The organism is Paludibacter sp., from assembly GCF_009712605.1.
Lineage (GTDB): Bacteria > Bacteroidota > Bacteroidia > Bacteroidales > Paludibacteraceae > Microbacter.
This window is the reverse complement of the sequence record NZ_WASO01000009.1, coordinates 306,043-330,640: the sequence shown is the minus strand read 5'-3', so window position 1 is coordinate 330,640 and position 24,598 is coordinate 306,043. Positions and strand designations below refer to the sequence as shown.

Here is a 24,598-nt window from a genome sequence, read left to right as displayed (position 1 = left end):
TTAGAGAGATTCCCTGTAGGAACCTCTTTTTCATAAACCTTTACCATGATAAAACTGAAAGAAAAAATCGGCTATGGCTTTGGCGACGCAGCCTCCTCTATGTTCTGGAAAATATTCGGAATGTACTCTTTGTTTTTTTATACCGATGTGTTTGGCATAACAGCAAAGGCAGCGGGAACCATGTTTTTGGTTGCTCGTTTGTGGGACTCATTTTTTGATGTCTTTGTAGGCATAAAAGCCGACCGAACGAAATCACGTTGGGGTAAATATCGTCCTTTCTTATTGTGGTTTGCCATTCCTTTCGCAGTGATGGGAATGATTACATTCTTTGCTCCAGATTTCGGGCAAACTGCCAAGCTCATTTATGCTTATGTAACCTATTCATTGATGATGATTGTTTATTCACTCATCAATGTGCCATATGCTTCATTGCTGGGCGCCATATCAGCTGATCCTACCGAAAGAAATTCTCTCTCGTCCTACCGTATGTCGTTCGCCTTTATCGGAAGTTTTGTGACATTTATGCTGTTGCAGCCGATGATCGATTTCTTTGCAAAAACATTTAACCCTCAAAGCCTCGAAAATGCAAAACATGCTGCGGATGCTACCGTTAGCACTTCGCCTGTCGGTTGGGTAATGGGTGTTGGCGCAATTGGAGCCATCTGTGTCGTTTTATTTCTGCTGTGTTTCAGCTGGACGAAAGAACGTGTAGTACAAATCGAGAGCGAAAAGCATGTTTCTATCAAGCAGGATTTGAAAAATTTGTTCCATAATTCTCCATGGTGGATTTTGGTTGGAACCGGACTAGCGGCTTTGTTATTCAATGCAATACGCGATAGTGTTGCTATTTACTTCTTTAGAGATTATGTAAAAATGAACTACCGGGTTGAGGCTACCGGATGGGATATGACTACCATCTATTTCTTGGTTGGCCAGGCAGCTAATCTCTTAGGGGTAATGGTAGCGCCATCTCTCTCGGCAAAATATGGAAAAAAGAGAACATACATGATCTCTATTTTGCTGGCAGGTATCTTCAGTATCGGATTCTACTTTATACCTAATAGTATAGGACTTATCCTGACTTTCCAATTTATTATTTCCATGTTTGCCGGCTATGTATTGCCACTGCTGTGGTCTATGTTTGCCGATATCGTCGATCATCAGGAATTGCTCACCGGACGTCGTGCAACGGGTTTGATTTTCTCTTCATCGTCGATGTCTCAAAAACTGGGCTGGGCTTTAGGATCAGCTCTTGGCGGATGGATACTGGCTCTGTTTAATTACGTTCCGAATGCAGCACAACAAAGCAGTCAGACAATTTTTGGAGAGCATATTATGATTAGTCTTATCCCGTCTATTTGTTGTGTACTGGCGTTTGTAGGTATGTTGTTTTATCCTCTTTCCGACAAAAAAGTCAAAGAAAATGCTGAAATGCTGAATCAGAAAAGAGGTCTTTCTACTGTAAACTAAAATTGATGGAAGAAATTGCCAAACAAGAATTTGTTGATGAATTGTGCCTGAATATCCTGCCGTTTTGGATAAACAACGTTGTCGATACTGATAACGGAGGTTTTATCGGCAGGGTTTCAGGAAATGGGGATAAACATGCAGATGCCCCTAAAGGAGCCATTCTGAATGCCCGTATTTTATGGACTTTTTCTGCGGCATACCGTTTGTTCAACAAACCGGAATATCTCGAAACGGCTACGCGTGCAAAAGAATACCTGTTGACTTATTTTTGGGATAATGAACAGGGTGGAATCTTTTGGCAATTGGCTGCCGATGGTATTCCGTTGGATAAAAAGAAACAAATATATGCCCAGGGCTTTGCTATTTACGGACTAAGCGAATATGCCCGTGCTACCGGAGATAGCGATGCGTTGGAAAAGGCTGTCGAATTATATCAGCTTATCGAAAAGTATAGTTTTGATCAGACCCTGAACGGCTATCAGGAAGCATTTACGGGCGAATGGGGTGAAATTGCAGATATGCGTTTGAGCGATAGAGATGCAAATGAGAAGAAAACAATGAATACTCATTTGCATATCTTGGAGCCATATACCAATCTTTACCGGATTTGGCCTACAGCAGAACTGAAAAGCAGTTTACGGAACCTGATTGAATTGTTTTTGGACAAAATACTGTCACCTTCCGGGCACTTGCAGCTCTTTTTTGATGAACAATGGCATAACAAACAAAACATTTTCTCTTACGGTCACGATATCGAAGCATCCTGGTTGCTTTATGAAGCTGCTGTGGTTCTTGGAGAAACGGATCTTACAGACAGAGTCATTGCTGTTATTCCTTCTATTGTGAAAGCAGCATCGGAAGGACTCCAACCCGATGGAAGCCTTATATATGAAAAGAATCTTGCGACGGGACATGTCGATGCTGATCGCCACTGGTGGGTGCAGGCCGAAGCTGTCGTGGGTTTCTGGTACGCCTATCGCTTATACGGCAGAGAAGAGTATCTCGAAAAAGCGAAGAATTGCTGGAATTATATCAAAAGCAATTTGATTGATAGAGACAATGGAGAATGGTATTGGAGCGTAAAAGCCGATGGAAGTGTTAATACTTCTGATGATAAAGCCGGTTTCTGGAAGTGTCCGTATCACAATGGAAGGATGTGTATGGAGCTGATTGAGCACTTCTGAGTTCTTTTTGAAATTGGTGTAACTATATTGCCGGCCTGTTTTGTGAATAGTGTCCGGCATTTTTTATCCAATTCGCAAAAAACTTTCAACTTTTTGTTGAAAATAGTATTGTTCGCAATAAGTTTTTTGTAATTTTGTCACACATCCTTCTGTTTTAGGAACAGATGTTCACTATTAACCTTTAGTTAAGTAATATACGCCACATTTGAGCGTTAATATTACTCATTCTCTTCGAAACGGAATAAAAATGAGCCAGAAAGGAATCTTAGTTCACAACGCTAAAATTTTTACCGAAAAAAACACCTTCAGAGGATCCCTTCGGATTGAAGGTGAGTTTATTGCAGAAATATTTAAGGGAGAAGTGCCAGAAAGCATCTTGCAAAACAATACCGTAATAGATGCGTCGGATTTATGGCTACTCCCGGGAGTGATTGATACTCATGTACATTTCAGGGAGCCGGGTCTGACTCAGAAAGCCGATTTGTACACAGAATCCAAAGCGGCTGTAGCCGGTGGTGTTACGTCGTTTTTCGATATGCCCAATACGGTGCCTCAAACTACGACTTTGGCATTGTGGGACGAAAAGAGCCGATTGGCTTCAGAAAAATCGTTTGCTAACTATACTTTTTACCTTGGAGCAACTAACGAAAACAAAGACGAGATAAAAAATGCAGATCCTAAGCGGATTCCTGGTGTGAAAGTATTTCTCGGCGCTTCAACCGGCAATATGCAGGTGGATGATAAAGAATTTTTGCAGTGGTTGTTTGCCGAATCACCATTGATGCTGATGGCTCATTGCGAAGATATGGGTACTATTCAGCGCAATATTGATACATACAAAGCTCAATTTGGCGAAAATATCCCAATTCCGAACCATCATCTTATTCGTTCCGGCGAAGCATGCTACAAGTCGACTGCCGCTGCAGTGGAAATGGCTTTGAAATACAAGACCCGTCTGCATATAGCACATGTAAGCACAGCGCATGAACTGGCATTGTTTGAGGCCGGAAAGCCTTTAGCCGAAAAACAGATTACAGCCGAAGGTTGCGTGCATTATTTGTGGTTTGATAATCGTGATTACGAAACACGGGGAGCCCGGGTTAAATGTAATCCTGCGATAAAAACAGAAGCTGATAAAAAAGCACTTATTCAGGCGCTTACGACTAATAAGCTGGATACTGTTGCAACAGACCATGCGCCACATTTACTTTCTGATAAAGAAGGAGGTTGCTTGCAGGCCGCATCGGGTATCCCATTGATTCAGCATTCATTGCCTGCTATGCTCGAAATGGCTCGAAATGGTCATTTTACGGTGGAAAAAGCACTTGAAAAGATGTGCTATGCGCCGGCAACTTTGTTCAAAATACAAAAAAGAGGATTTGTCCGTAAAGGTTATTATGCTGACCTGGTATTGGTAAATCCCAATTATCCTTGGACAGTAGATTCCGGAAATGTTCTTTCAAAATGCGGATGGTCTCCTTTCGAAGGTCAGGAGTTTCATGCCCGTATCACACACACGTTTGTAAATGGAAAGCTAGTATACAACAACGGGGTTTTTGACGAATCCCATAAAGGAAAAGAATTGCTATTCAATGGTTGAAACAAGCTGCATTCGATTAATCAATACGCCTGTAGGAACCTTGCGCATTAAGGGTAATGCCGAGGCTGTAACGGCTGTGGAGTTCGACGATAAGCATGAATATTATGTGGAAGGCGAACTAACCAAACCGGTGGAAATGTGCATAAACCAATTGCACGAGTATTTTCGGGGAACTCTGACTGCATTTTCAGTGCCTGTTCAGATGGATGGTACAAAGTTCCAGCAGAAAGTTTGGGATTCGCTGAGGGATATTCCTTTTGCAGAACAGGTCAGTTACGGTAAAATTGCTGAAGAGATTGGTACTCCAAATGGTCAGAGAGCTGTTGGAAACGCCAATAATCACAATCCGATAGCAATAGTTGTTCCCTGTCATCGCGTGATAGGAGCAGACGGAAAGTTGGTCGGTTATGCCGGTGGCTTATGGCGTAAAGCCTGGCTGTTGGAGCACGAAGCTAAAATTGCAGGAAAAGAATCTCTTTCTCTGTTGTAATTAAAATATAAACGGGAGTCATAAAATCGAACATTTTATGACTCCCGTTTTTCTGTGTCTTTATGCCTTTATTCTTTCTCAACCCTGACGGAGGCATAATAATTTTCATTGTTATAATTCTCAGATCCGGGATACGGAAGAAGTTCGAGCAAGGTTACTTTATACCCTTGTGAAGATATAACTTTGGGGCCTAATGTTGTATTCAATGTCAATATACTTGGATTTCCATTAACAAACAACGTAAAAGTGACGGCTCCGTTTCCTGCCCATACACATATGGCGTTGATGGGGCAACGAGAATCCGACACCGCGTCCATCCGTAACCTCACGTAGCCGGTCTTGTCCTGCAAAGTCTCTTTTAAGCGAATAGTCACAGTATTACCGGATACAATTGTTTTGCTAAAGGTTGTGTCGGCATCATGGTTGCAAGCCGTAAAAACTGCAATACTTATCAATATTGCAATAGATATTTTCAAATTTCTCCACATTGTATAAGCGTGTTTTCTGTTGTCAGATCTTTCTTTCTACGTATTTTGTATGTAGCAAACGATGCGATTTTTCTCCTAACGGTTCGAGCAGAAACTCTTTATAGAGACGCTGAATTTCGGGGTTTTCGTGCGATTTTCGTATTCCCTTATGAGCATCTTCATAATAAATTGATTCTGCACGCTTTTTGCGGATTTCGGTGTTTGTAGGGATGGGTTGCCCGCCACCGCCCAAACATCCACCCGGACACGTCATCACTTCGATAAACGTATACGTAGAGGTACCGTTCTCAATCTCGTCAAGTAGTTGTCGTGCGTTTTTCAATGTGTGAGCTACCGCTACTTTAATTTTTGTTCCGTCAAGATCTACTTCGGCTTCTTTTATGCCATTCAGTCCACGAACGGCATTAAAATCTATGTTGGTAAGCGTTTTTCCGGTGTAAACCTCGTAAGCTGTTCGAAGAGCAGCTTCCATTACGCCTCCTGTTGTGCCGAATATGACGGCGGCTCCTGTTGATTCACCCAAAGGACTGTCAAAATTCTCTTCGGGCAGATGAGCGAACTCGATGCCGGTTTCATTGAACATTCTGGCTAATTCGCGGGTTGTAAGTACATGATCCACGTCGTAGAAATGATCGGCATGCGATAAGTCCATTCGGGATTGCCAGTAATGAAACGCGCTATCCATCTCGGGACGACGAGCCTCAAATTTTTTGGCTGTGCAGGGCATCACCGAAACAACGACAATATTCCGGGGATCGAGACCTGTTTTTTCGGCATAGTATGTTTTGGCTACCGCTCCGAACATTTGTTGTGGTGATTTGCAGGTGGAAAGGTGAGCCAGTGATTTTGGGTAAAAGTGTTCGATGAATTTGATCCATCCCGGCGAACAGGATGTTATCATTGGCAGTACACCTCCTGTCTTAATTCGTTTAATCAACTCATTTCCTTCTTCAATAATGGTCAGGTCGGCAGTAAAGTTGGTGTCGAATACTTTTGAAAACCCGAGTTTACGAAGCCCGGCAACCATTTGTCCTGTTACGAGACTGCCATAAGGCATTCCCATGGCTTCGCCAATGCCAACCCGGATGGCGGGCGCAGTTTGTACCAAAACTATTTTCTCAGGATTGTGCAAATCTTTCCATACGTCATCAATTGAACTTTTTTCGGTGATGGCTCCTGTGGGGCAAACCAGCGCACATTGCCCACAGTTGGTGCAAGCCACTACACCCAGTCCCAAGTCCATAAAAGTTGCCACCTTGCTTTTCGATCCACGTCCTGAAAAGTCAATGGCTTGTACGGATTGAACTTCCCGGCATACGGCGATACAACGTCCGCAGAGAATGCACTTCTCGGGGTCACGCACTAACGACGCGGAAGTTTCGTCTTTCGGTAAAATTTCTTTACGCGTACGAACAAAACGCATACCGTGCATTCCCAGATCAAACGTCAGTTGTTGCAATTCGCAATTCTCATTACGGTCGCAAATCAGGCAATCCTGAGGATGGTTGGCTAACAGCAGTTCCAGATTCATACGCCTTGCATCCATTACCCGTTGGCTGTTTGTGACGATTTCCATTCCTTCGGTTATCTGTGTAATGCAGGATCTCAGCAGGGTGCGTGCACCTTTTACTTCAACAACGCAAATGCCACAGGATGCATTGGCGGAGACATCCTTCAGGTAACAAAGCGAAGGAATATCAATTCCTGCAATTGCGCAGGCATCCATGATGGTTAGTCCATCCTGTACGTCAATTGTCTGACCGTTTATCGTGATTTGCATAATCGTGAGATTTCAGGATTTCAAAATTCCGGTTTACAGCTATTTTTTAGCATCCTCGCACTTAATATCGCAACGCAGGCAACGGTTCGCTTCGTTGTGCGCTTGTTCGCCGGTGAGGCCGGAGGCAACTTCGTGGAAATTACCGCTTCGTTCTTTTACCGAAAGCCTTACCGGTTTGTTTTTTACCGAAGGTTTCGGATTCATCGGTATAATATTGCGATAGTCAAACCGGCGGAATAATTTGTAAAATCGTCGTTCGTTCATTAAGTCAAAGTCGATGGTTTCGGCGGCTTTTTTCGCCATTCCCATTGCTTCAGCAGCAGTGGAAGGTCCTGTCACGGCATCACCTCCGGCATACACTTTCGTATGCGAGGTGTGGAATGAGAACTGATCGGCAATAATTCTTCCGTCGTTGGTTGTAGATAGGTGCTCTGAATGTAATGAGGCTGTGTCCACGCGTTCTCCTACGGCAAGAATGATCGAATCGCAAGGAATCTCTTCATATTTGCCTGTCGGTATCGGCTTCCGTCTGCCGGAAGTATCAATGTGTCCGATACTCATCAGTTCAACTTTCAACGCTTTAGCCCGATCGTTTTTGTCGGTAATAATTTCGTGCGGAGCTGCCAGAAAACGGTAAGTGATATGTTCTGCTTCCGACTCCATGATTTCGTCTTTGTTGGCCGGCATATCCTCTTTTTCGCGCCGGTATACCACAGTCACCTCTTTGCCAAGTCGCCAGATACTTCGAGCCGCATCGATGGCAACATTGCCTGCACCAATGATGACGACGTGTTGCCCGAGCTTTGGCGTTTTGCCCATAGCCAACTCTTTGAGAACTTCAGTTCCGGCAAAGACACCTTTCGCGTGTTCTCCGGGAATTCTCAGGTCAATGTCTTTCCAGGCTCCTATTGCCAGATAAACGGCATCGTTTGCATTTTCAATGTCTGATAACTGTATGTTGTCTCCAAGCCGGGTGTTAAAGATAAATTGGACTCCCAGTTTTTTGATAAACTGAACCTCTTTCTGAAGAACCGATTTTGGTAAACGATATTGGGGTATGCCAAACCGAACTACGCCACCGGCTTCAGAAAGAGCATCGTAAATAGTTACGGAATGTCCCAACCGTACAAGATAGTAGGCCGCGGTCAATCCTGCGGGTCCGGCTCCGATAATTGCGATTTTCTTTCCTGTGGGCGGCAGTTTTTCTTTGATCAGTTTTTTGTATATCTCATTTTCTTTTCCAAGTTTGTACATTGTGTCGGCCAGATAACGGTGAATTTCTCCCTGTGAAACCGGCTCGTCGATCATCTCGCGGCGGCAGCGCATCTGACAATGAAAATGGCAAATCCGTCCGATGGTTCCCGGAATGGGATTGTCGCGCAAGGTGAGCTCGAAAGCATCTTCTATCCGGTCTTCCTTCATCAGTTCAATATAGCCGGGAATATTCATGTGGAGCGGACAACTGTTTTCGCACAAAGCCATATAAAGCGCTTCACAGGCTCCCGCATGACACCGTTTTTCACGGATGTGCTCTTCATATTCGTTGCGGAAGTATTTCAGTGTTGTTAAAATGGGATTCGGCGCGGTTTGTCCCAGCGCGCAGATGGATGTGTCCCTGATGGTTTGGCTTAACTGCTCCAGTAGCGTGAGATCTTCATGCGTGCCTTCTCCTTTTGTGATCTTTGTGAGAATAGCCAAAGCCTGTGCTAAACCTTCACGACAGGGCGTGCATTTGCCGCACGATTCGGCTGAATTGAATTCCAGAAAATAGCGTGCCACATCCACCATGCAGTTGTCCTGATCCATCACAACCATTCCTCCCGAGCCCATTATCGCACCCAGACTGGCTAACGACTCATAATCCACAGGTGTTGAAAAATATTCCAATGGAATACAACCTCCCGACGGACCTCCTGTTTGTACGGCTTTTACCCGTTTGGAGGTACCGGTGCCTTCTCCTATGTTGAAAACGAATTGTTCGATGGTTGATCCAAGTGGCAGTTCTACCAGTCCCGTATTTTTTACTTTGCCGACAAGTGAAAATACTTTTGTGCCCGAACTTTTCTCTGTGCCTGTCTGTTTGAACCATTCACTCCCTTTCTCAATAATGACCGGTATGTTACACCAGGTCTCCACGTTGTTGATATTGGTGGGTTTGCCGTAAAGTCCTTTTTGCGCAGGGTAGGGCGGACGAGGCATTGGTCTGCCTGCTTTTCCTTCTATCGAAGCAATCAGGGCAGTCTCTTCTCCACAAACAAAAGCGCCGGCTCCTTCTACAACTTCCAGGTTGAAAGAAAAGTCAGTTCCTAATATGTTGTTGCCTAAAAGTTTCATGGCAGTGGCTTGCTCGATAGCTGCTTTCAGACGTTTAACGGCAAGAGGATATTCCGCTCTCACATAAGCGATGCCTTCGGATGCCTTCATTGCATAAGCTCCTATCAGCATCCCTTCTATCAGCATGTGCGGGTCGCTCTCAATTTCGTTTCGATTCATATAAGCCCCAGGGTCGCCTTCGTCGGCATTACATATAATGTATTTTTGATCGGCTTGTGCTTTTTGCATAATCGACCATTTTGTGCCTGTTGGAAATCCTGCACCTCCACGCCCCCGAAGCTTAGATGCAAGTACTTCATCAACGACATCCGTAGGCTGCATCGTCGTTAAAACTTTGGCAAAGGCACGATAGCCTCCGATAGCTATATAATCGAGTATTTTTTCGGGGTCAATAAGCCCTGTATGTCGAAGGACAATTTTTTTCTGACCTTTGAAAAACGGAATTTCATTCCAATGCGGAATGTCGGTATAACCGGTACCGAATTTCACTTCCGATGTTAGAAAATCCCATTCGTCAATGCGGCAGAGAATCCTTTTGAGATAGACTCTGTCTTTTATTAAACTGTCAATAATACGTGGTGCATCCTTCTCATCTACCTTGCTGTAAACCAAAAGTGGCTTGTCGGGTTGATAAAGCATGACTAATGGTTCTCCGGCACAAAAACCAAAACAGCCGCTTTGCTTCAACAGACAATTAACACCTGTGTCCGCGATTGCTTTTTGCAAGCGGTTGAAAACCAAATCTGCTCCATTGCCGATGCCGCAGGTTCCCATTCCGACCATTATCATCGGTTGTTCGGGCAGAATGCGATGCCGGTTGTTTTGTCTTATGTTATCAAGATCAGAAGGTGTCATGGCTTATAGGTTTAATATGAAAGACATGCAAATAGGAAGAAAACTTCAGCAAACGATTATTTATCGCCTGACGCTTTGGCTGAAGATTTAATCTTGTTCAGTATTTTCGCCAGCTTTTGAGAATTTACGTTGCTGTGAATGATGCCATCAATAGCAATAACGGGGGAGAGAGCACATTGTCCGAAACAGGCTACCGTTTTAATAGTAAACTCATTATCGGATGTTGTGAAATTTGATTCGGAAGCATTTGCCTCACGATGTATTCCCAATAGCGGGCAAATCTCGTCCAGTAGTGCTTTTGATCCTTTGGTGTGGCAGGCGGTACCCCGACAAACGACGATCGAATGCCGCCCCTGAGGCATAAGATTGAAAAACGAATAGAAGGTTACAACGCTGTATACCTGTGAATAGGCGATATTTAGTTTTTGAGCAATTGATAGGAGTGTTTCACCCGGAAGATATTTCTGTGGATGCATCTCTTGCGCTTCTTCCAGAACAGACAGAAGCATTCCCGGTTTTCCCAGATGCTTCCCGATAACAGCGTCGAGTTCGGGTTCTGCAATGATGAATGGAGCGGCTTTTTCCATGGTGTTTATCTTATTTGAGAGTTTGTGAGGCGACGGCAAAGTACAAAGAAAATCAGCAAGGTAGATATTGTTCAATTGTTTTTTTATACAACAAATATACTATAATCGGATGCGTTTTTTACATTCATCAACATTTTTTTTAGCTCTACAAAAATGATTTATATAGTGCTCATAATAAAAAATGGAAGCCCATCGGAGCTCCCATTTTGTGGTTGATTAGTAGAGTAAAAATGGACGTTAATAAGCAGCTCCCGTTTTCAAATCTAGCGTCACGGTATTGTCCGGAGTATTGATGTCAGTCCAGAATGCACCGAGGATGCCGCTTAATTGCCCGGAAGGATCTAATGCATTTAATGTTGCCGTTTGAGTGGCTAAATCGCTTGTAGGCGATTCATCACCCATGCAATGAGCCATAAATCCGGCTCTGTACCAGGGAGCAAATTGGGTTGCATACGATGACGGAACACCTTTCGCCATTGTAAGTAAGTAAGCAAAATAACCATCAAGATGGGCAGACAGAAAAGCTTTGGCATAAGTATCAAAGTTCATTCCCATTACAGAAGGCATTAAATCTGTTGTTGTTTGAGGGGAAAACGAATATTTATGTCCCTTGATTGTAAGCATCCTGTACGTACATGGATAGTTAAGGGTGGAACCTGTTTCTACATCATAAATAAATTTACCGTTGTGTTCCCGTTTCGTAATGTCATTGGCGTGATAATGACCTGTAAAGATGATTTTTAACCCGGCTTCCATCAATTCATTAGCGACAGTTTCTGAATTATTGACCACGTATCCGGTATCGATAACCGATTGTCCGTAATAATGTTCGATAAGGTTATGGTGCATCATCCCGATAACGGTTTTTCCTTTTTGTTTTGCATCGGCCATGCGTTCTTTTATCCAGGCCATTGTTTCGTTTTTGATAATTCCACCAATTGTACTTTTCAATTTGTTGTTGTAATACTCGTTGGCATCAATGGCTATAACCCATAGATCTTTAATGGGTTCATTCACATAGCTCAACGAGTTCGGGTCTTTGGATAAAGAATTGGCAAACCCGAAGTTGGGATAAATGGAACGGATTTTATCTGCCGGAACATTTTCAGCCGGATATACTTTGTCTCCGTCAAATTTTGCTGCCTCAGGGTTGTTTACGTCATGATTGCCAACGGTTACCAATACTTTTATGCCATGAGAAACAAGTCTTTGCAACTGTTTGGAAACAAATTCGTGACTTATCAGTTCTCCGTCTTTCGTGAGATCACCGGCAACTAATACGAGGTCAGGTTTTTGTGTGATGAGTTTGCTAATTGTCGCTTCCAGAATTTGGGCACTATATTCCAGAAGCTTGGGATCTTGAGCAAGATAATTTTGGAATGCAGTTCCGTCATTGACCAAAAGCGATGGGTGCATAACATGAATGTCCGAAAGGATGGCGATTCTTGCTCCATCGCTTATTTTTATACTGCTGAGTGACGAGATTGATCCGTTATTGTAAGTCAGGGTCATATTGTCCTGACAAGCAGTAAGTAATCCGATCAACAAGATAGATATGACATGGAATAATGATTTCATAACGAAGAATTTGAAAGGTTAATGTGTTGAACCTTCCCCTCTTATGCGGAAAAGCATTCAGATTGAAAGGTTCGCTTTCTAAAATATAACCTTTGCGCTTTGGCGTTGTGGTGCAGTTATTCCCTTCAATATGGAATCAAAGAAGATGTTCGGAGTGGTGAGATAAAAGTGGTGGTTCCATAGGGTTCATTTATTCAGCTTTTACACCGTCTGCTAGATGTTGTTTTTTGTACATTTTTTGTACAAATATAGTGCGTAAAAAGACTAATTATCAGTGTGTTGAAAATGAGATGAGGTTAATTCTGTGAGCCTTACTTCGGTGAAAATATAAAAAAGGCGACATTCGTAAAATACGAAATGTCGCCTTAATTGAAAATCAGATATGTTGTTTGAGAGTGTCTACTCTTCTTTTTGTTTGTTGGTATTCCATCCAAATGGAAGATATAGTGGGCAAAATCCAAGAAAAGTAGTGATAACCAACAATACAGCAACTATCAGCAAAATGTCCCCCAATGTGCCGGTGACCACATTGTTAATGTCGAGTATTACAATGACAAAAGCGATTGCCAACCGGATTCCTTTGTCTAACGTGCCCATATTCTTTTTCATAATAAAGTGTTTAAAATGAATATCTTTCGGACATCTGAATACAAAGTAAATACACAAATCAGCTTTTTGTAATTGTTACTGGTATTTTCTTGGGTTTTGGATAAATAAAAAGGTTGTTTAATGTTTGTGTGTTTTGCTTACTCCATTGTCATCCAGTTTCTTAATGACACAAGCTCCATAAACATCCAAACGTCCGACACCCGAGTTGTCGATGTAAATTTCTTTGCTGGCATTTACGTCAGTGCTCCCAACGGCACTATTTACGATATGCAGTATCTGAGTGGAAAAGTTTTGCGCGTCAAAGCTGCCAACGCCCGAATTATCGATGTGGGCATCTCCGCAATTTCCGGTAAGCAGTGTTTTCCCTACAGCACTGTTGGTGAATGCCAACATGTTGCAGTCAAGGAATAAGTTGGTTTTACCAACAGAACTATTATTGATGATGATTTTTTTTGCCTTAATTTTCAGGTCGTTGTTTCCAACCGAACTGTTGCTGAAATTAAAGGTGTCTGCGGTCAACGTGCCATCATTGGTCAATTTTCCTACAGAGCTGTTGTTGATAGATGTGATTCCTTTGGTGTAGATATAAACTGTTCCGGCAGAATGTGACCCTATGTTGACATTTTCTTTCATCCGAACATTCAATGTACTGTCCGAATTAGAAACAAGAACATATTGCTGAAGATTATCGTCTGTTTCTACTACTACTTTTTCGTCGGTAGCCGGAATAATTACGGCATCGAAAACAAGGGAGATTTCTACTTTGTTGAAGCCTTTGGCCGGATGTTCAACCCGGATTACTTTTCCGGAACCGTTTTGGCGGTTGATGTAGGTGCACGAACTGATTACTAATCCTGTTACAATCAGGATAGAGAAGCTTACTTTGCTAATCATCGAATGCGTTTTCATTGTTATCTCTTTTTAGTGTTAATCGCTACAGAGAACAAAAGCAACCTGTAACTTGATTTGTTTTTCTTATTAGACGTATGCAGTATGCAATTTGGATGATAAAGGTACAAATAAAAGATGCTTTTTTTCAAAAAAAGAAAGGCCTTATCAGATAATCAGTTTTCTGATAAGGCCTTTGGTCGTTTCGGTAGTTGTTTACTGCTTAGGTTTCATTACTACCTGCAGAATATTTTTCTTGTCTGTAAGTTGTTTTGCAAGCTGTTTTATAGTCGTTGCCGAGATGTTGTTCATTGCTTTGTCGAAATTGTTAACCAAGTCAATGTCTGAAAAATAGTAATGATTCATGGCACTTAACCACCATCCGTTTTCTTCCACATTTTCTTTGTGTTGCTTGTTCATGTTTTCTTTCACTTTCTGAACATCTTCTTCTTTTGGACCGTCTTTTGCAATATCATCGAGTTCTTTATAGATGAGTCCGATCATTTTATCTTCTTTGGCAGGATCGGTATCGAATTGCATGAAAAGAGAAACAGTCGGAACAGGTATTTTTCCAATACTACCTTTCACACCAACTCCATACGAGCCACCTTCATCTTCTCGGATAGAGGCCACGTAACGAATATCCAGTATGCTTCCTAAAGCCTGAGCCAATAGAGAGTTGTTGAGGTTATAATCTATTTTGTCATTATAAAGCACAAAATTTGATGCTTTGGGAGTCTTCATCGCATGATCAAAGGAAAGACTAATAGTGCCTTGCGGATAACGAATGTCGCGGTCTTTCCATGTTTCCAGTTGCTTAGATGTTTTTAGTCCGCCTAAATAGGTGAGAATAACAGGCTTGATTTTTTCTAAGTCTAAGCTCCCGGCCAGGAAAAAAGTGAAATTTGCGGGGTTTGCAAAGCGTTCTTTGTAAAGTTGCATCACATCATCATGGTTTACTTTGTCAAGAGCCTTTAAGTTGAACAGAAATTTACGAGGCGAATTGCAATAAAGCGCAGTGGTGACCGTGTCGCTGAATGCCTGATCCGGATCGTTTGCGGCATTGATAAGGCTTGTGCGCACGTTGTTGACAAAGGAGCTGTAGCCGTCAGTGTCTTTGCGCGGAGCCGTAAAATAGAGATAGAGCAGTTGCATCATTGCTTGAAAATCTTTTACGGAAGATGATCCGCTAAAGCTTTCCTGATAGTCGGAAATGTTGGGTGAAACTCCGGCGACTTTACCCGACAACAACTTATTTAATTCTGTTTTCGAGAAATTGCCTAATCCACTGTTGGCAATAACGTTGTCTGCAATTGAAGCTGATGGCAGTTTTTCTGTATTATCAATCAGAGACAATCCGCCGTATGCGATTCCCAGTAACCTGATTTCGTCTTGTTTTAGCTTTGTGGGTTTCAGTACCACTTTGATACCGTTGTTTAATGTCCATTCTTCGGCATCAAGAGCCTTATTGTGTGCAATTTTGCGAATAGTTCCTGGTTTTGGAGGGTTAGCCACCAGTGGTTTATTAATAGTCTCCTCTTTATTCGCAGCAATGTCAGATTGTTTGACACTATTCCACATGCTGATAATGTCTTTCTCCGCCAGAAGGTTAGCCTTCTCGTTTTCCGGGCCTTGTTCGGTAATAAGAAGGTTCTTATCGGAAATGTATCTTTTCACTTGTTGGTTAACCATTTCCAGCGTGAGTTTTGGCATCAGAAGCTGTAGCGTCTTGTATTCCCATTCAATGCCGGGAATCGGTTCAAGGTTCAGGAAATTATTAACGTATTCACGCACGTACGACGAAGAGTTTTGCTTGTCTCTGTTGTTGTATGCCTGTTCAATCTGTTTCAGGATGTCCGCTTTGGCTCTTTCATATTCATCCGAATTGAAACCGTATCGTTTTGTCTTTTCTATTTCATTAAATAACAACGAGATGCCGTCTTTTAGCTTGCCATCACGGGGAACCATGTAGTAAAGAAATGCGTCTTTGGTTTTCACCAGATCGCCATATTGCGATACTGCATAAGCGATAGGAGCGTCAGCTTTCTGCGCTATCTCCTGAAAACGAGTGTTCTGCATCCTGCTTATCAACGAATTGACAATATCGGTTACGTATCCGATGGATGTCTTCTTGGCGTCATCGGATAAGGGTGTTTGTTTGAATTGAACCATGAAGCCGATATTTGAAGCTTCCGGATCTGTTATCCGTGCAACAATAGGTAAATCGTTGTCGGGAACCGTATACAGAATACGCTCTGCAGGATTAACCGGCTTTGGAATGGTATTGAATAGTTCTTTGATTTGCGCCTCGGTCTTGTCTACGTTAATATCGCCAACAACAATGATGGCCTGAAGATCGGGACGGTACCATTTTTTATAGTAGTCGCGTAGTGTGTTGTATAAAAAATGATTGATTACAGCCGTGTCGCCAATGACATCCCGCTTGGCATATTGCGATCCTGCAAAGAGAATTGAATTCCCGGCTTTCCACATGCGACGGTCGGCGTTGGCTCCAGTTCTCCATTCTTCACGAATAACACCACGTTCCTTGTCTATTTCCTTGCCGTCAAGTGAAATAAAATTCGACCAGTCGTGAAGGACCAAAAGAGAACTGTCAATCACACCCTGACGGGTTGTCGGAACATTGGATAAGTTATAGACAGTTTCATCGAGAGAGGTATAGGCATTGATGTTCTCTCCGAATTTCACCCCGTTTTTCTCGAGAAAGTTGATTAATTGCTTGTCAGGAAAATTCTTTGTGCCATTAAAAGCCATGTGCTCAAGGAAGTGTGCCAACCCGTTTTGAGAGTCTTCTTCCAAGATCGCTCCGACTTTCTGCACGATATAAAAATCAGCCCTGTCTTTAGGCTTTTCATTGTGTCGAATATAATAGGTTAGTCCGTTATCAAGATGCCCGATTCTGACCTGAGAATCAATGGGGAGCTGACTGCTTTGCTGGGCAAAGCCATTGCTCCATACCAAACTAAGCAGGAACAGGCAAAACAATGGAACGTATTTTTTCATATTAAGATTTTTTCGTTTGAGAATGTGACGTGTTTAGATTATTCGAAAAGTTACAAGGATTTGTGTTATGTAGACGAATCTGTATTTGGGCTGGATGTTACTCCTGAGGTTTTGCAGAAGCTACAAGCTGTTTGCGGATATTTAGCAATTCGCGACGGATCTTTTTCAGGCGTTCAACGACTTCCTGTGTTTTTGCAACATTGTCTTTGTCGTTTTTCAACCGGTGACGAGCCCCTTCAAGGGTGAGGTTCTGCTCCCGAACCAAATGATAGATTTGTTTGATGAGCAGTATGTCATCTTGTGTGTAAAAGCGAGTGCCTTTGCCATTTTTGCGGGGCTTTATCTGAGGAAATTCTTTTTCCCAAAAGCGTAGCAATGAGGCGTTGACATTTAATTGTTCGGCAACCTCGGTGATAGAGTAATAAAGTCGTTCCATAGTCGTGTAGTGTTAAAAACAACAATATTGCAGAATGTCAATCCGTTATGGAAAGATAAACGTTGGCTAATGCTTTTTCCGTTTCGATTTTTTACCGGAACGACTCTTTGATGAACTGCTTTTCTTTTTTGATTTTGAACCTTTGACGGAGTGTTTGGAGGCTTTGGAGTTTTTGGCAAAATAAACGCCTTCCGCCGGTTCTACCAATAGTCGGTTAGTGAAGAGTTCGTCCGCTTTGTAAGCAACTATTTTATCCTTATTTTGCAGGAAAGAACTCGCTTCATTCAGAGGTAACCGAATGGCACAAGGCTGAAAATTACCGGGCACAATGTCCTGACGGTATTGAGGATTGAGCGTTCTGAGTTCTGCAATAGGAAGATTCATCAGGTCTGCAATCTGCACCAGATGAACTTTTTCTTTCACCATGATTGTATCTGTCATGGGTAGGCAAACCGGAGCAACGTTGAGATTGTGCTGCTTGTAATAGTTCATTACATAGTTGGCTGCAATGAAGATAGGTACGTAGTTCCTCGTTTCATTGGGCAAATAAGGATAAATCTGCCAGTAATCACGTTTTCCTCCCGAACGGCGGATTGCTTTGTTTACATTGCCGGGTCCACAGTTGTAAGCAGCAATCACAAGATTCCAGTCTCCGTAAACACGGAACAGATCTTTAAGATATTTGGCAGCCGCGATGGAAGACTTGTACGGATCCATTCTTTCATCAATCAGGCTGTTGATTTGTAGACCGTAAATTCGTCCGGTTGACACCATCAATTGCCACAAACCTCCAGCTCCGGCGCGGGAATAAGCTGTGGGGTTGAGAGCCGACTCTATGATGGGCAGGTATTTGAGTTCGTCGGGGAGTTTGTTGGCAAGTAGCTGATCTTCAAATATCGGCATGTAATATTGTCCCATTGCCAACATGTAAGATACCTGCTTACGTTTTTGAATGGTATAGAAATCAATGCACTTCCGTATATGCTCGTTAAAGGGAAGTTCCATGATAGCCGGCAACTTCGATAACCGATCAATAATTATGGAATCAGAGACATAAGGGTCAACTTTATCATCGATGAATGTGGTGTTAATGTTTTTTCGTTCATACCATTGGTTGAGGAGTCCGTTAAAACTCATGTCGTAACCTTCGGGCATAACAAGCGGTTCAAGCTGCTTTTTTATCTCTTTTGATACAGAGTCGTTTACATTCTTTTCTGCTTCAGCAGCGTAAGAACTTAACGGCAGTGTGGTCAAGAGTGTAATAACTAAACAGTTGAACAAAAAACGCATTCCGTTGATTTTAAAAATTAAACTTTAGTTTCATGCCCAGAGAAGCATTCAGACCGTTCTGATAACTATTATTCATTATTGTGGGAGCTATTTTCATCGATAAATCCGGAGAGACATCGAAATCGGATAATTGTGCATCCACATAGGCATCTACCATTGAAAGCGCGTATAATCCGATAGCACATATTACACTTAAATCGCGGTAACGGCGAAAAGAACTTACTCTGGTTTTTAGTGCACTTGTCAACCAGGTTGTATCGTAAGACTTTTGCTGATCCGGCGTTAGAAAGTGCAGATAACTGGTCGTGTTCGGGTTGTTATCGGTAATATCCAGATAGGCATTCTTGTAATCATTATACATCCTGCCATTCCAGGAAATTGCATAAATAAGGCCGGCAAAACCTCCGTATATCAACGGGAGCTTCCAGTATTTTTTGTTATAGATCTGGCCTAATCCCGGCACAATGGCACCCAACCAAACGGCTCTGGATGGATTCGGTTTGAAAATGGCCTTGTGCGTTAATGAATCGGCAGGTGTTTTCAGAGCTGTCTTTTTCTCATGCAGGGAAAAAGCGATTGTGTCTCTTGCCACCTTTGTTGAGTCATTAACGGAAAGAGCTTTTGCATTTGTCGTTACTATGCACGCTAACAGTATGAGCAGTAGATGTCTCAATTTATCGCTGTTTTATTCTTTCAATTCAGTTTGTCAAAAAGCTCCATCAATCGTTCAAGTTCCATATCGGAGGCAAATGAAATAGTAATTTTGCCTTTCCCTTTGTCATTGCATGTAAACTGCACTTTCGATTTCAGGCATTCTGTCAAACGATTCTGAATCAATGTGTGCTCAACCGGTGTAATTACTCTTTCTTTCGGAGCAACGGTTGTGTCTGTTGTAGGAGTTGCACTTGCACTTTCTTCATTTCCTCTTACAAGCTCTTCCACTTTTCTTACAGATAAGTGGTTCGCAAGAATTTGTTCGTAAATAGAAATCTGCTTGGCAGGATCGTCAACTGTTATAAGGGCTTTAGCATGACCCATGTCAATTTGCTTGTTCTTTATGCCCATCTGAATTTCGGCAGGCAAACGAAGCAAGCGAAGGTAGTTCGAAATTGTGGCACGTTTCTTTCCTACCCGTTCACTCAGGCGTTCCTGAGTCATTTTGTATTCTTCGAGTAAACGCTGGAAAGTAAGAGCAACCTCAATGGCATTCAAATCTTCACGCTGAAGATTTTCGATAAGAGCCATTTCCATCACCAAATCATCTTCCGCTTTCTTTACATATGCCGGAATGGTTGTGAGACCAGCCATTTTCGAGGCTCTGTAACGACGTTCGCCCGCAATGATCTGATAATTATTTTCGTCGATTTCCCGAAGTGTGATAGGTTGAATTATTCCGATTTCCTTGATCGAAGCGGAAAGTTCGGCTAATGCCTCTTCGTCAAAAAAGGTACGTGGCTGATGTGGATTCGGATGTATTTTTGAAATTGCTATTTCATTAATGGAAGAAGACCCGCCGGTGCTGACAGGTTCTATATCAATCAGGGCGCCCAAACCGCGTCCGAGTGCGTGTTTTTGTACCATATTGTTTTTCAAAAAAGCTTTCGGTTTACAGATAGAAAAATGTTACTTCGGAAATTTTAGTCTTCGGCTTCATCTCTGGCAATCAGTTCTTTGGCCAGATCGAGGTAATTTTGTGTTCCTTTCGATTCTTTATCGTACAATAAAACAGGCTTACCGTGACTAGGCGCTTCGCTAAGCTTCACATTGCGCTGAATAACAGCTTTGAATACAAGATCACCGAAATGTTTTTGCACTTCATTATAAACCTGATTGGCTAAACGCAGACGATTGTCGTACATGGTCAGAAGGAATCCTTCGATCGCCAGATCCGGATTGAGCTTTGTCTTGATAATTTTAATGGTGTTGAGCAGTTTGCTGATACCTTCAAGAGCAAAATATTCACACTGAACAGGAATAATAACCACATCGGATGCTGTCAATGCGTTTACTGTTATCAGACCGAGTGATGGCAGACAGTCAATCAGGATATAATCATATTCATCTTTGAGAGGCTGTAACATGCGACGCATGATTTTTTCGCGATGTTCAATTTCGAGCATTTCAATTTCAGCTCCTACCAGGTCAATGTGAGAAGGTATGATTGAAAGTGAGCTCAGTTCTGTAGGGACAATTGCTTCTTTTGGTTCTATTTCTTCAACCAAACATTCATAAATACTCTTTTTTACGTCACGCACATCTACACCCAAGCCGGAGGATGCATTGGCCTGAGGATCTGCATCCACAAGCAGCACTTTTTTACCCAGCGAGGCTAACGAAGCAGCTAAATTGATAGCTGTGGTTGTTTTTCCAACCCCTCCTTTTTGATTTGCTAAAGCAATTATTTTACCCATATATCTTATTTTTCTAACTATACTGCAATTAATATTTTGCCATCTTTTCCACAATGATTTTCGGATCAATGGCATTCAAGCATTCATACGTTCCAAATTTGCAGGGAACATTGCCGAAAATGGAACAAGGGCGACAAGCCAATGGCAGCTGAACGGCATTCGATTCCGGCTGATTCATTCCATAAAATCCGGCGAAAGGGTGGGTGGCACCCCAAATGGAGACGACCGGAGTGCCGACTAAAGATGCAAGGTGCATATTGCCGGAGTCCATAGTCATCATTACGTCCAGTTCTTTCATCAGTAGCAGTTCTACGTCAAACGGCAGCTTGCCAACTACGGATCTGGCTTTTGGATATTTAGTTATCCAGTCTTCAATTAATTGTTTTTCCTGATTCCCGGCACCGAATAAAAAAACCGTCGTTTCAGGTTCCTGGCAAAAATAATCAATTACAGTTTCAATCTTATTGAGCGGTAATTGTTTGCCTATATGCTGGGAAAACGGGGCAATGCCAATCCATTTGCCTTGCTTTTCTCCGAAAGTTTCAACGAGTTTCTCTCCGGATGTCAATGCTACAAAAGGAAGGCTGTCATTTACAGTGCCAATGGTCAGACCCATGGAAGCAAAAACAGCCCGGTAACGGTCTACCGATGATGTCAATTGCGTTGATTGTTGAAAACTTTTATCTACAAGATCTTTTTTTTCTGCTCTTCCTTTGTCGATAATGGAAACCTTCGTTCCAACAACACGAAAGAGCGAACGTAGGATTTTCGTTCTCAATACATCGTGCAAATCTACCATGCAATCATATTTCCGTAGTTTGTTCAACTGACGGAAGAGCTTAAGAATTCCTTTAACACCTTTGTGCGATGTCCTTTTTTCAAAAGCGACAAAATCTACATTAGGAAGTCCTTTAAATAAAGGTGCAACCAATGGCATAGAAACCACCGTGAAGTTATGTTCCGGATATCGTTGAGCGATAGAGCTGACCACAGGGATCATCATGGCTACATCACCCAATGCAGATAAGCGTGTAATTAATATATTCACGTATCTCTTGCTTTTTGATTCTGGTTAGACAGGAACTGCTCCTGATATAATTGTCGTAATCTGCAACTTATTATTGCTTAGCGTACAACACCGGATTTAATGCCGGGTCGTTATACATTTTCATTTGCTTGTACACCTTCATCCATTTGCGACCTGCTTCAATATCGCTCAATAACTGGTCAATGGCAGAAGAAAGATCTACTTGTTGTTCGAGCAGAATTTCCAGCTTCTTATTACATTCGGCTCGATGGCTGTCGGAAGCTTCTTTTCTGTCAACTTCCTGTTGCATATGATAAATCTTCAACGCCAGAATAGATAACCGGTCAATAGCCCAAGCCGGACTTTCGGTGTTGATAGTTGCGCCGTCCAATTGGGGCACATTTTTGTATTTGTCCAGAAAATAGCTGTCGATCAACTCTACAAGGTCAGTACGATCCTGATTTGACTTGTCGATGCGGCGTTTAAGTAACAGAGCCTCGGCCGGATCAATTTCCGGGTTACGGATAATATCTTCGAGATGCCACTGTACCGTATCGATCCAGTTTTTCAAAAAAAGATAGTATTCAATCGTCTTCAGTTCATACGGATTTTTAATAGGTGTATCTACATTATCCGTAAGATGGTATTGGTCAATAGCAGCTTTGAATATGGGGTTGCAAAGTTGACTGAACATAGGTTGCGAATTAATAATTAATAATTTAGAATGAACGCCGACACTTTGTGGTAGCTCAAAATCCATTCTTCATTATTAATTGTTCATTATTACTTGATTAATATCTGTAGTGCTCCGGTTTGAATGGTCCGTCTTGCGAAACTCCGATGTAGCTTGCTTGTTCGGGCGTCAGGCGAGTCAGTTTAACGCCGATTTTTTCGAGATGCAGGCGGGCAACTTCTTCGTCGAGTTTTTTAGGCAAACGGTATACATTCACTTCATATTTGTTGGTGAATAGTTCTATTTGTGCCAATGTCTGGTTGGTAAACGAATTACTCATTACAAAGGAAGGGTGTCCGGTGGCACAACCCAGATTTACTAAACGGCCATCGGCCAATAATAGTATAAAGTGACCGTCAGGAAAGATATATTTATCCACCTGAGGTTTGATATTCTCGTGTTTGATGCCGGGGAATGTTTTTAATTTATCCACCTGAATTTCGTTGTCGAAGTGACCGATGTTGCAGATGATAGCAGCGTTCTTCATCTTTTCGATGTGCTCGATGCGGATAATATCGCGGTTGCCGGTAGTGGTCACGTAAATGTCACCTTCGACCAAAGCATCTTCAACGGTAGTTACTTCAAAACCTTCCATGGCAGCTTGTAAAGCACAAATCGGATCGATTTCGGTTACCAACACACGGGCTCCGTAAGTGCGCATAGAGTGTGCACATCCTTTGCCCACGTCGCCATAACCGCAAACCACAACCACTTTGCCGGCCAGCATGATGTCGGTGGCACGTTTGATACCGTCGGCCAACGATTCGCGGCAACCGTAAAGGTTATCGAATTTCGATTTTGTTACAGAGTCGTTTACGTTGAATGCAGGGAACAGAAGTTTGCCTTCTTCCAGCATTTGATACAAACGATGAACGCCTGTAGTCGTTTCTTCCGATACACCACGGATTTCAGGAATCATGCGTGTCCAGAGAGAAGCGTCTTTTTTCAGCACCTCTTTTAATATTGCGTAGAGTTCGCGTTCGTCTTCGCCACCGGCAGCTTTGTCGAGAACCGAAGCATCTTTTTCTGCGTCATTCCCAACGTGAATCATCATGGTAGCATCACCACCATCGTCCACAATTACATTGGGGCCTTTGTTGCCTTCAAACACGAGAGCTTGCAGCGTGCACCACCAGTATTCGGCCAAAGTTTCGCCTTTCCAGGCAAAAACCGGAATTCCGGCAGCAGCAATAGCGGCGGCGGCATGATCCTGTGTGGAATAAATGTTGCAGCTTGCCCAGCGTACTTCAGCACCCAGTTCCGCCAGTGTTTCAATCAAAACAGCTGTTTGGATGGTCATGTGGAGTGAACCCATGATGCGTGCACCTTTCAGCGGTTTTTCCTTTCCGTATTTCTCACGTAATGCCATCAAACCGGGCATTTCTTTTTCTGCAAGAATTATTTCTTTGCGGCCGAAATCAGCCAGCGATATGTCGGCAACTTTGTATGGAAGTCCCGAAAATAATTGTTCCTGTATCATTCAATATTAATTGGTTTATTTTTGAAACAGAGAGCCGTTTTTTGAGTTGCGGTTTGTTGCCGTATTTCTTTCACAGCCTCTTATAAGATGTATGCAGTGTCATTGCTTATTAACACAATAAAGCATCTTCATAGTATGTTGATTCTATGAAGAATGCGATTAATCTGCATGTTTTCTCTTAATTGCTGACAAAGATATGTTTTATTTTTGAAAGTAGGGAGGGCGTTTTGGGTATTTTTGCAAGTTGAAGCCGAATGACGGGTTCTTTTTTGCAAAATTTGAATTTGGCTATTTAACGCGAAAGTCCTACTTTTGCACGGATAAAATAGGATGA

Annotated in this window: 20 protein-coding genes; 4 read left to right on the top strand and 16 right to left on the bottom strand. The window is 42.5% G+C overall.

Translation table 11 applies throughout. The features are described from left to right. The first annotated feature begins 45 nt into the window (after positions 1-45). From F8N35_RS08535 to F8N35_RS08520, 4 genes are all read left to right on the top strand, one after another. On the top strand, positions 46-1,470 hold the full coding sequence (locus F8N35_RS08535; RefSeq protein WP_293051332.1) for an MFS transporter: 1,425 nt from the start codon (positions 46-48) through the stop codon (positions 1,468-1,470). A 5-nt stretch (positions 1,471-1,475) separates the two neighbouring features. Next, on the top strand, positions 1,476-2,654 hold the full coding sequence (locus F8N35_RS08530) for an AGE family epimerase/isomerase (RefSeq protein WP_293051329.1): 1,179 nt from the start codon (positions 1,476-1,478) through the stop codon (positions 2,652-2,654). Positions 2,655-2,901: 247 nt separating this feature from the next. After that, on the top strand, positions 2,902-4,254 hold the full coding sequence (locus F8N35_RS08525) for a dihydroorotase (protein ID WP_293051326.1): 1,353 nt from the start codon (positions 2,902-2,904) through the stop codon (positions 4,252-4,254). After that, positions 4,247-4,744 carry a methylated-DNA--[protein]-cysteine S-methyltransferase gene (locus F8N35_RS08520; RefSeq protein WP_293051323.1) on the top strand — a complete coding sequence of 166 codons (498 nt, stop codon included), beginning with the start codon at positions 4,247-4,249 and terminating at the stop codon, positions 4,742-4,744. Before F8N35_RS08525 ends, F8N35_RS08520 begins: the two co-directional genes overlap by 8 nt. A 68-nt stretch (positions 4,745-4,812) precedes the next feature. Here the strand turns inward: F8N35_RS08520 and F8N35_RS08515 are convergent, their stop codons facing one another. The 16 genes from F8N35_RS08515 to ahcY form a co-directional block, all read right to left on the bottom strand. After that, positions 4,813-5,232, bottom strand: coding sequence for a hypothetical protein (locus F8N35_RS08515; protein ID WP_293051320.1), 420 nt, complete (start codon positions 5,230-5,232; stop codon positions 4,813-4,815). A gap of 22 nt (positions 5,233-5,254) precedes the next feature. Next, a complete protein-coding gene (locus F8N35_RS08510; protein WP_293051317.1) occupies positions 5,255-7,012 on the bottom strand; it encodes an NADH-dependent [FeFe] hydrogenase, group A6 in 1,758 nt (585 codons plus the stop codon). Between the two features lie 39 nt (positions 7,013-7,051). Beyond that, the gene (locus F8N35_RS08505; RefSeq protein WP_293051314.1) at positions 7,052-10,201 is read right to left on the bottom strand and encodes an NADH-ubiquinone oxidoreductase-F iron-sulfur binding region domain-containing protein; all 3,150 of its coding nucleotides are present in this window, start codon (positions 10,199-10,201) and stop codon (positions 7,052-7,054) included. Between the two features lie 56 nt (positions 10,202-10,257). Continuing rightward, positions 10,258-10,788 carry an NAD(P)H-dependent oxidoreductase subunit E gene (locus tag F8N35_RS08500; protein ID WP_293051311.1) on the bottom strand — a complete coding sequence of 177 codons (531 nt, stop codon included), beginning with the start codon at positions 10,786-10,788 and terminating at the stop codon, positions 10,258-10,260. A 237-nt stretch (positions 10,789-11,025) separates the two neighbouring features. After that, positions 11,026-12,366: a metallophosphoesterase gene (locus F8N35_RS08495; RefSeq protein ID WP_293051308.1), complete on the bottom strand. Its 1,341-nt coding sequence runs from the start codon at positions 12,364-12,366 to the stop codon at positions 11,026-11,028. A gap of 399 nt (positions 12,367-12,765) precedes the next feature. Then, complete coding sequence (locus F8N35_RS08490; protein WP_068705991.1) at positions 12,766-12,975, bottom strand: DUF2892 domain-containing protein; 210 nt, start codon at positions 12,973-12,975, stop codon at positions 12,766-12,768. Between the two features lie 117 nt (positions 12,976-13,092). Further along, complete coding sequence (locus F8N35_RS08485) at positions 13,093-13,884, bottom strand: DUF2807 domain-containing protein (protein WP_293051304.1); 792 nt, start codon at positions 13,882-13,884, stop codon at positions 13,093-13,095. Between the two features lie 195 nt (positions 13,885-14,079). Further along, positions 14,080-16,887: an insulinase family protein gene (locus F8N35_RS08480; protein ID WP_293051301.1), complete on the bottom strand. Its 2,808-nt coding sequence runs from the start codon at positions 16,885-16,887 to the stop codon at positions 14,080-14,082. A gap of 97 nt (positions 16,888-16,984) precedes the next feature. Next, positions 16,985-17,323 carry a MerR family transcriptional regulator gene (locus tag F8N35_RS08475; RefSeq protein WP_068705985.1) on the bottom strand — a complete coding sequence of 113 codons (339 nt, stop codon included), beginning with the start codon at positions 17,321-17,323 and terminating at the stop codon, positions 16,985-16,987. Positions 17,324-17,389: 66 nt separating this feature from the next. Further along, positions 17,390-18,613, bottom strand: coding sequence for a lytic transglycosylase domain-containing protein (locus tag F8N35_RS08470; protein WP_293051296.1), 1,224 nt, complete (start codon positions 18,611-18,613; stop codon positions 17,390-17,392). A gap of 10 nt (positions 18,614-18,623) precedes the next feature. Further along, entirely contained in the window at positions 18,624-19,286 is a 663-nt protein-coding gene (locus F8N35_RS08465; protein ID WP_293051294.1) for a DUF5683 domain-containing protein, read from the bottom strand. A gap of 20 nt (positions 19,287-19,306) precedes the next feature. Beyond that, positions 19,307-20,194, bottom strand: a complete 888-nt coding sequence (locus F8N35_RS08460) for a ParB/RepB/Spo0J family partition protein (protein WP_293051291.1) — start codon at positions 20,192-20,194, stop codon at positions 19,307-19,309. A gap of 56 nt (positions 20,195-20,250) precedes the next feature. Then, on the bottom strand, positions 20,251-21,024 hold the full coding sequence (locus tag F8N35_RS08455; RefSeq protein WP_293051288.1) for an AAA family ATPase: 774 nt from the start codon (positions 21,022-21,024) through the stop codon (positions 20,251-20,253). Positions 21,025-21,052: 28 nt separating this feature from the next. Next, positions 21,053-22,072: a glycosyltransferase family 9 protein gene (locus tag F8N35_RS08450; RefSeq protein WP_293051285.1), complete on the bottom strand. Its 1,020-nt coding sequence runs from the start codon at positions 22,070-22,072 to the stop codon at positions 21,053-21,055. A gap of 70 nt (positions 22,073-22,142) precedes the next feature. Then, positions 22,143-22,745, bottom strand: coding sequence for a DUF4254 domain-containing protein (locus tag F8N35_RS08445; protein WP_293051282.1), 603 nt, complete (start codon positions 22,743-22,745; stop codon positions 22,143-22,145). A gap of 97 nt (positions 22,746-22,842) precedes the next feature. Next, positions 22,843-24,264 carry an adenosylhomocysteinase gene (gene ahcY, locus F8N35_RS08440; protein ID WP_293051279.1) on the bottom strand — a complete coding sequence of 474 codons (1,422 nt, stop codon included), beginning with the start codon at positions 24,262-24,264 and terminating at the stop codon, positions 22,843-22,845. Between the last annotated feature and the right edge of the window lie 334 nt (positions 24,265-24,598).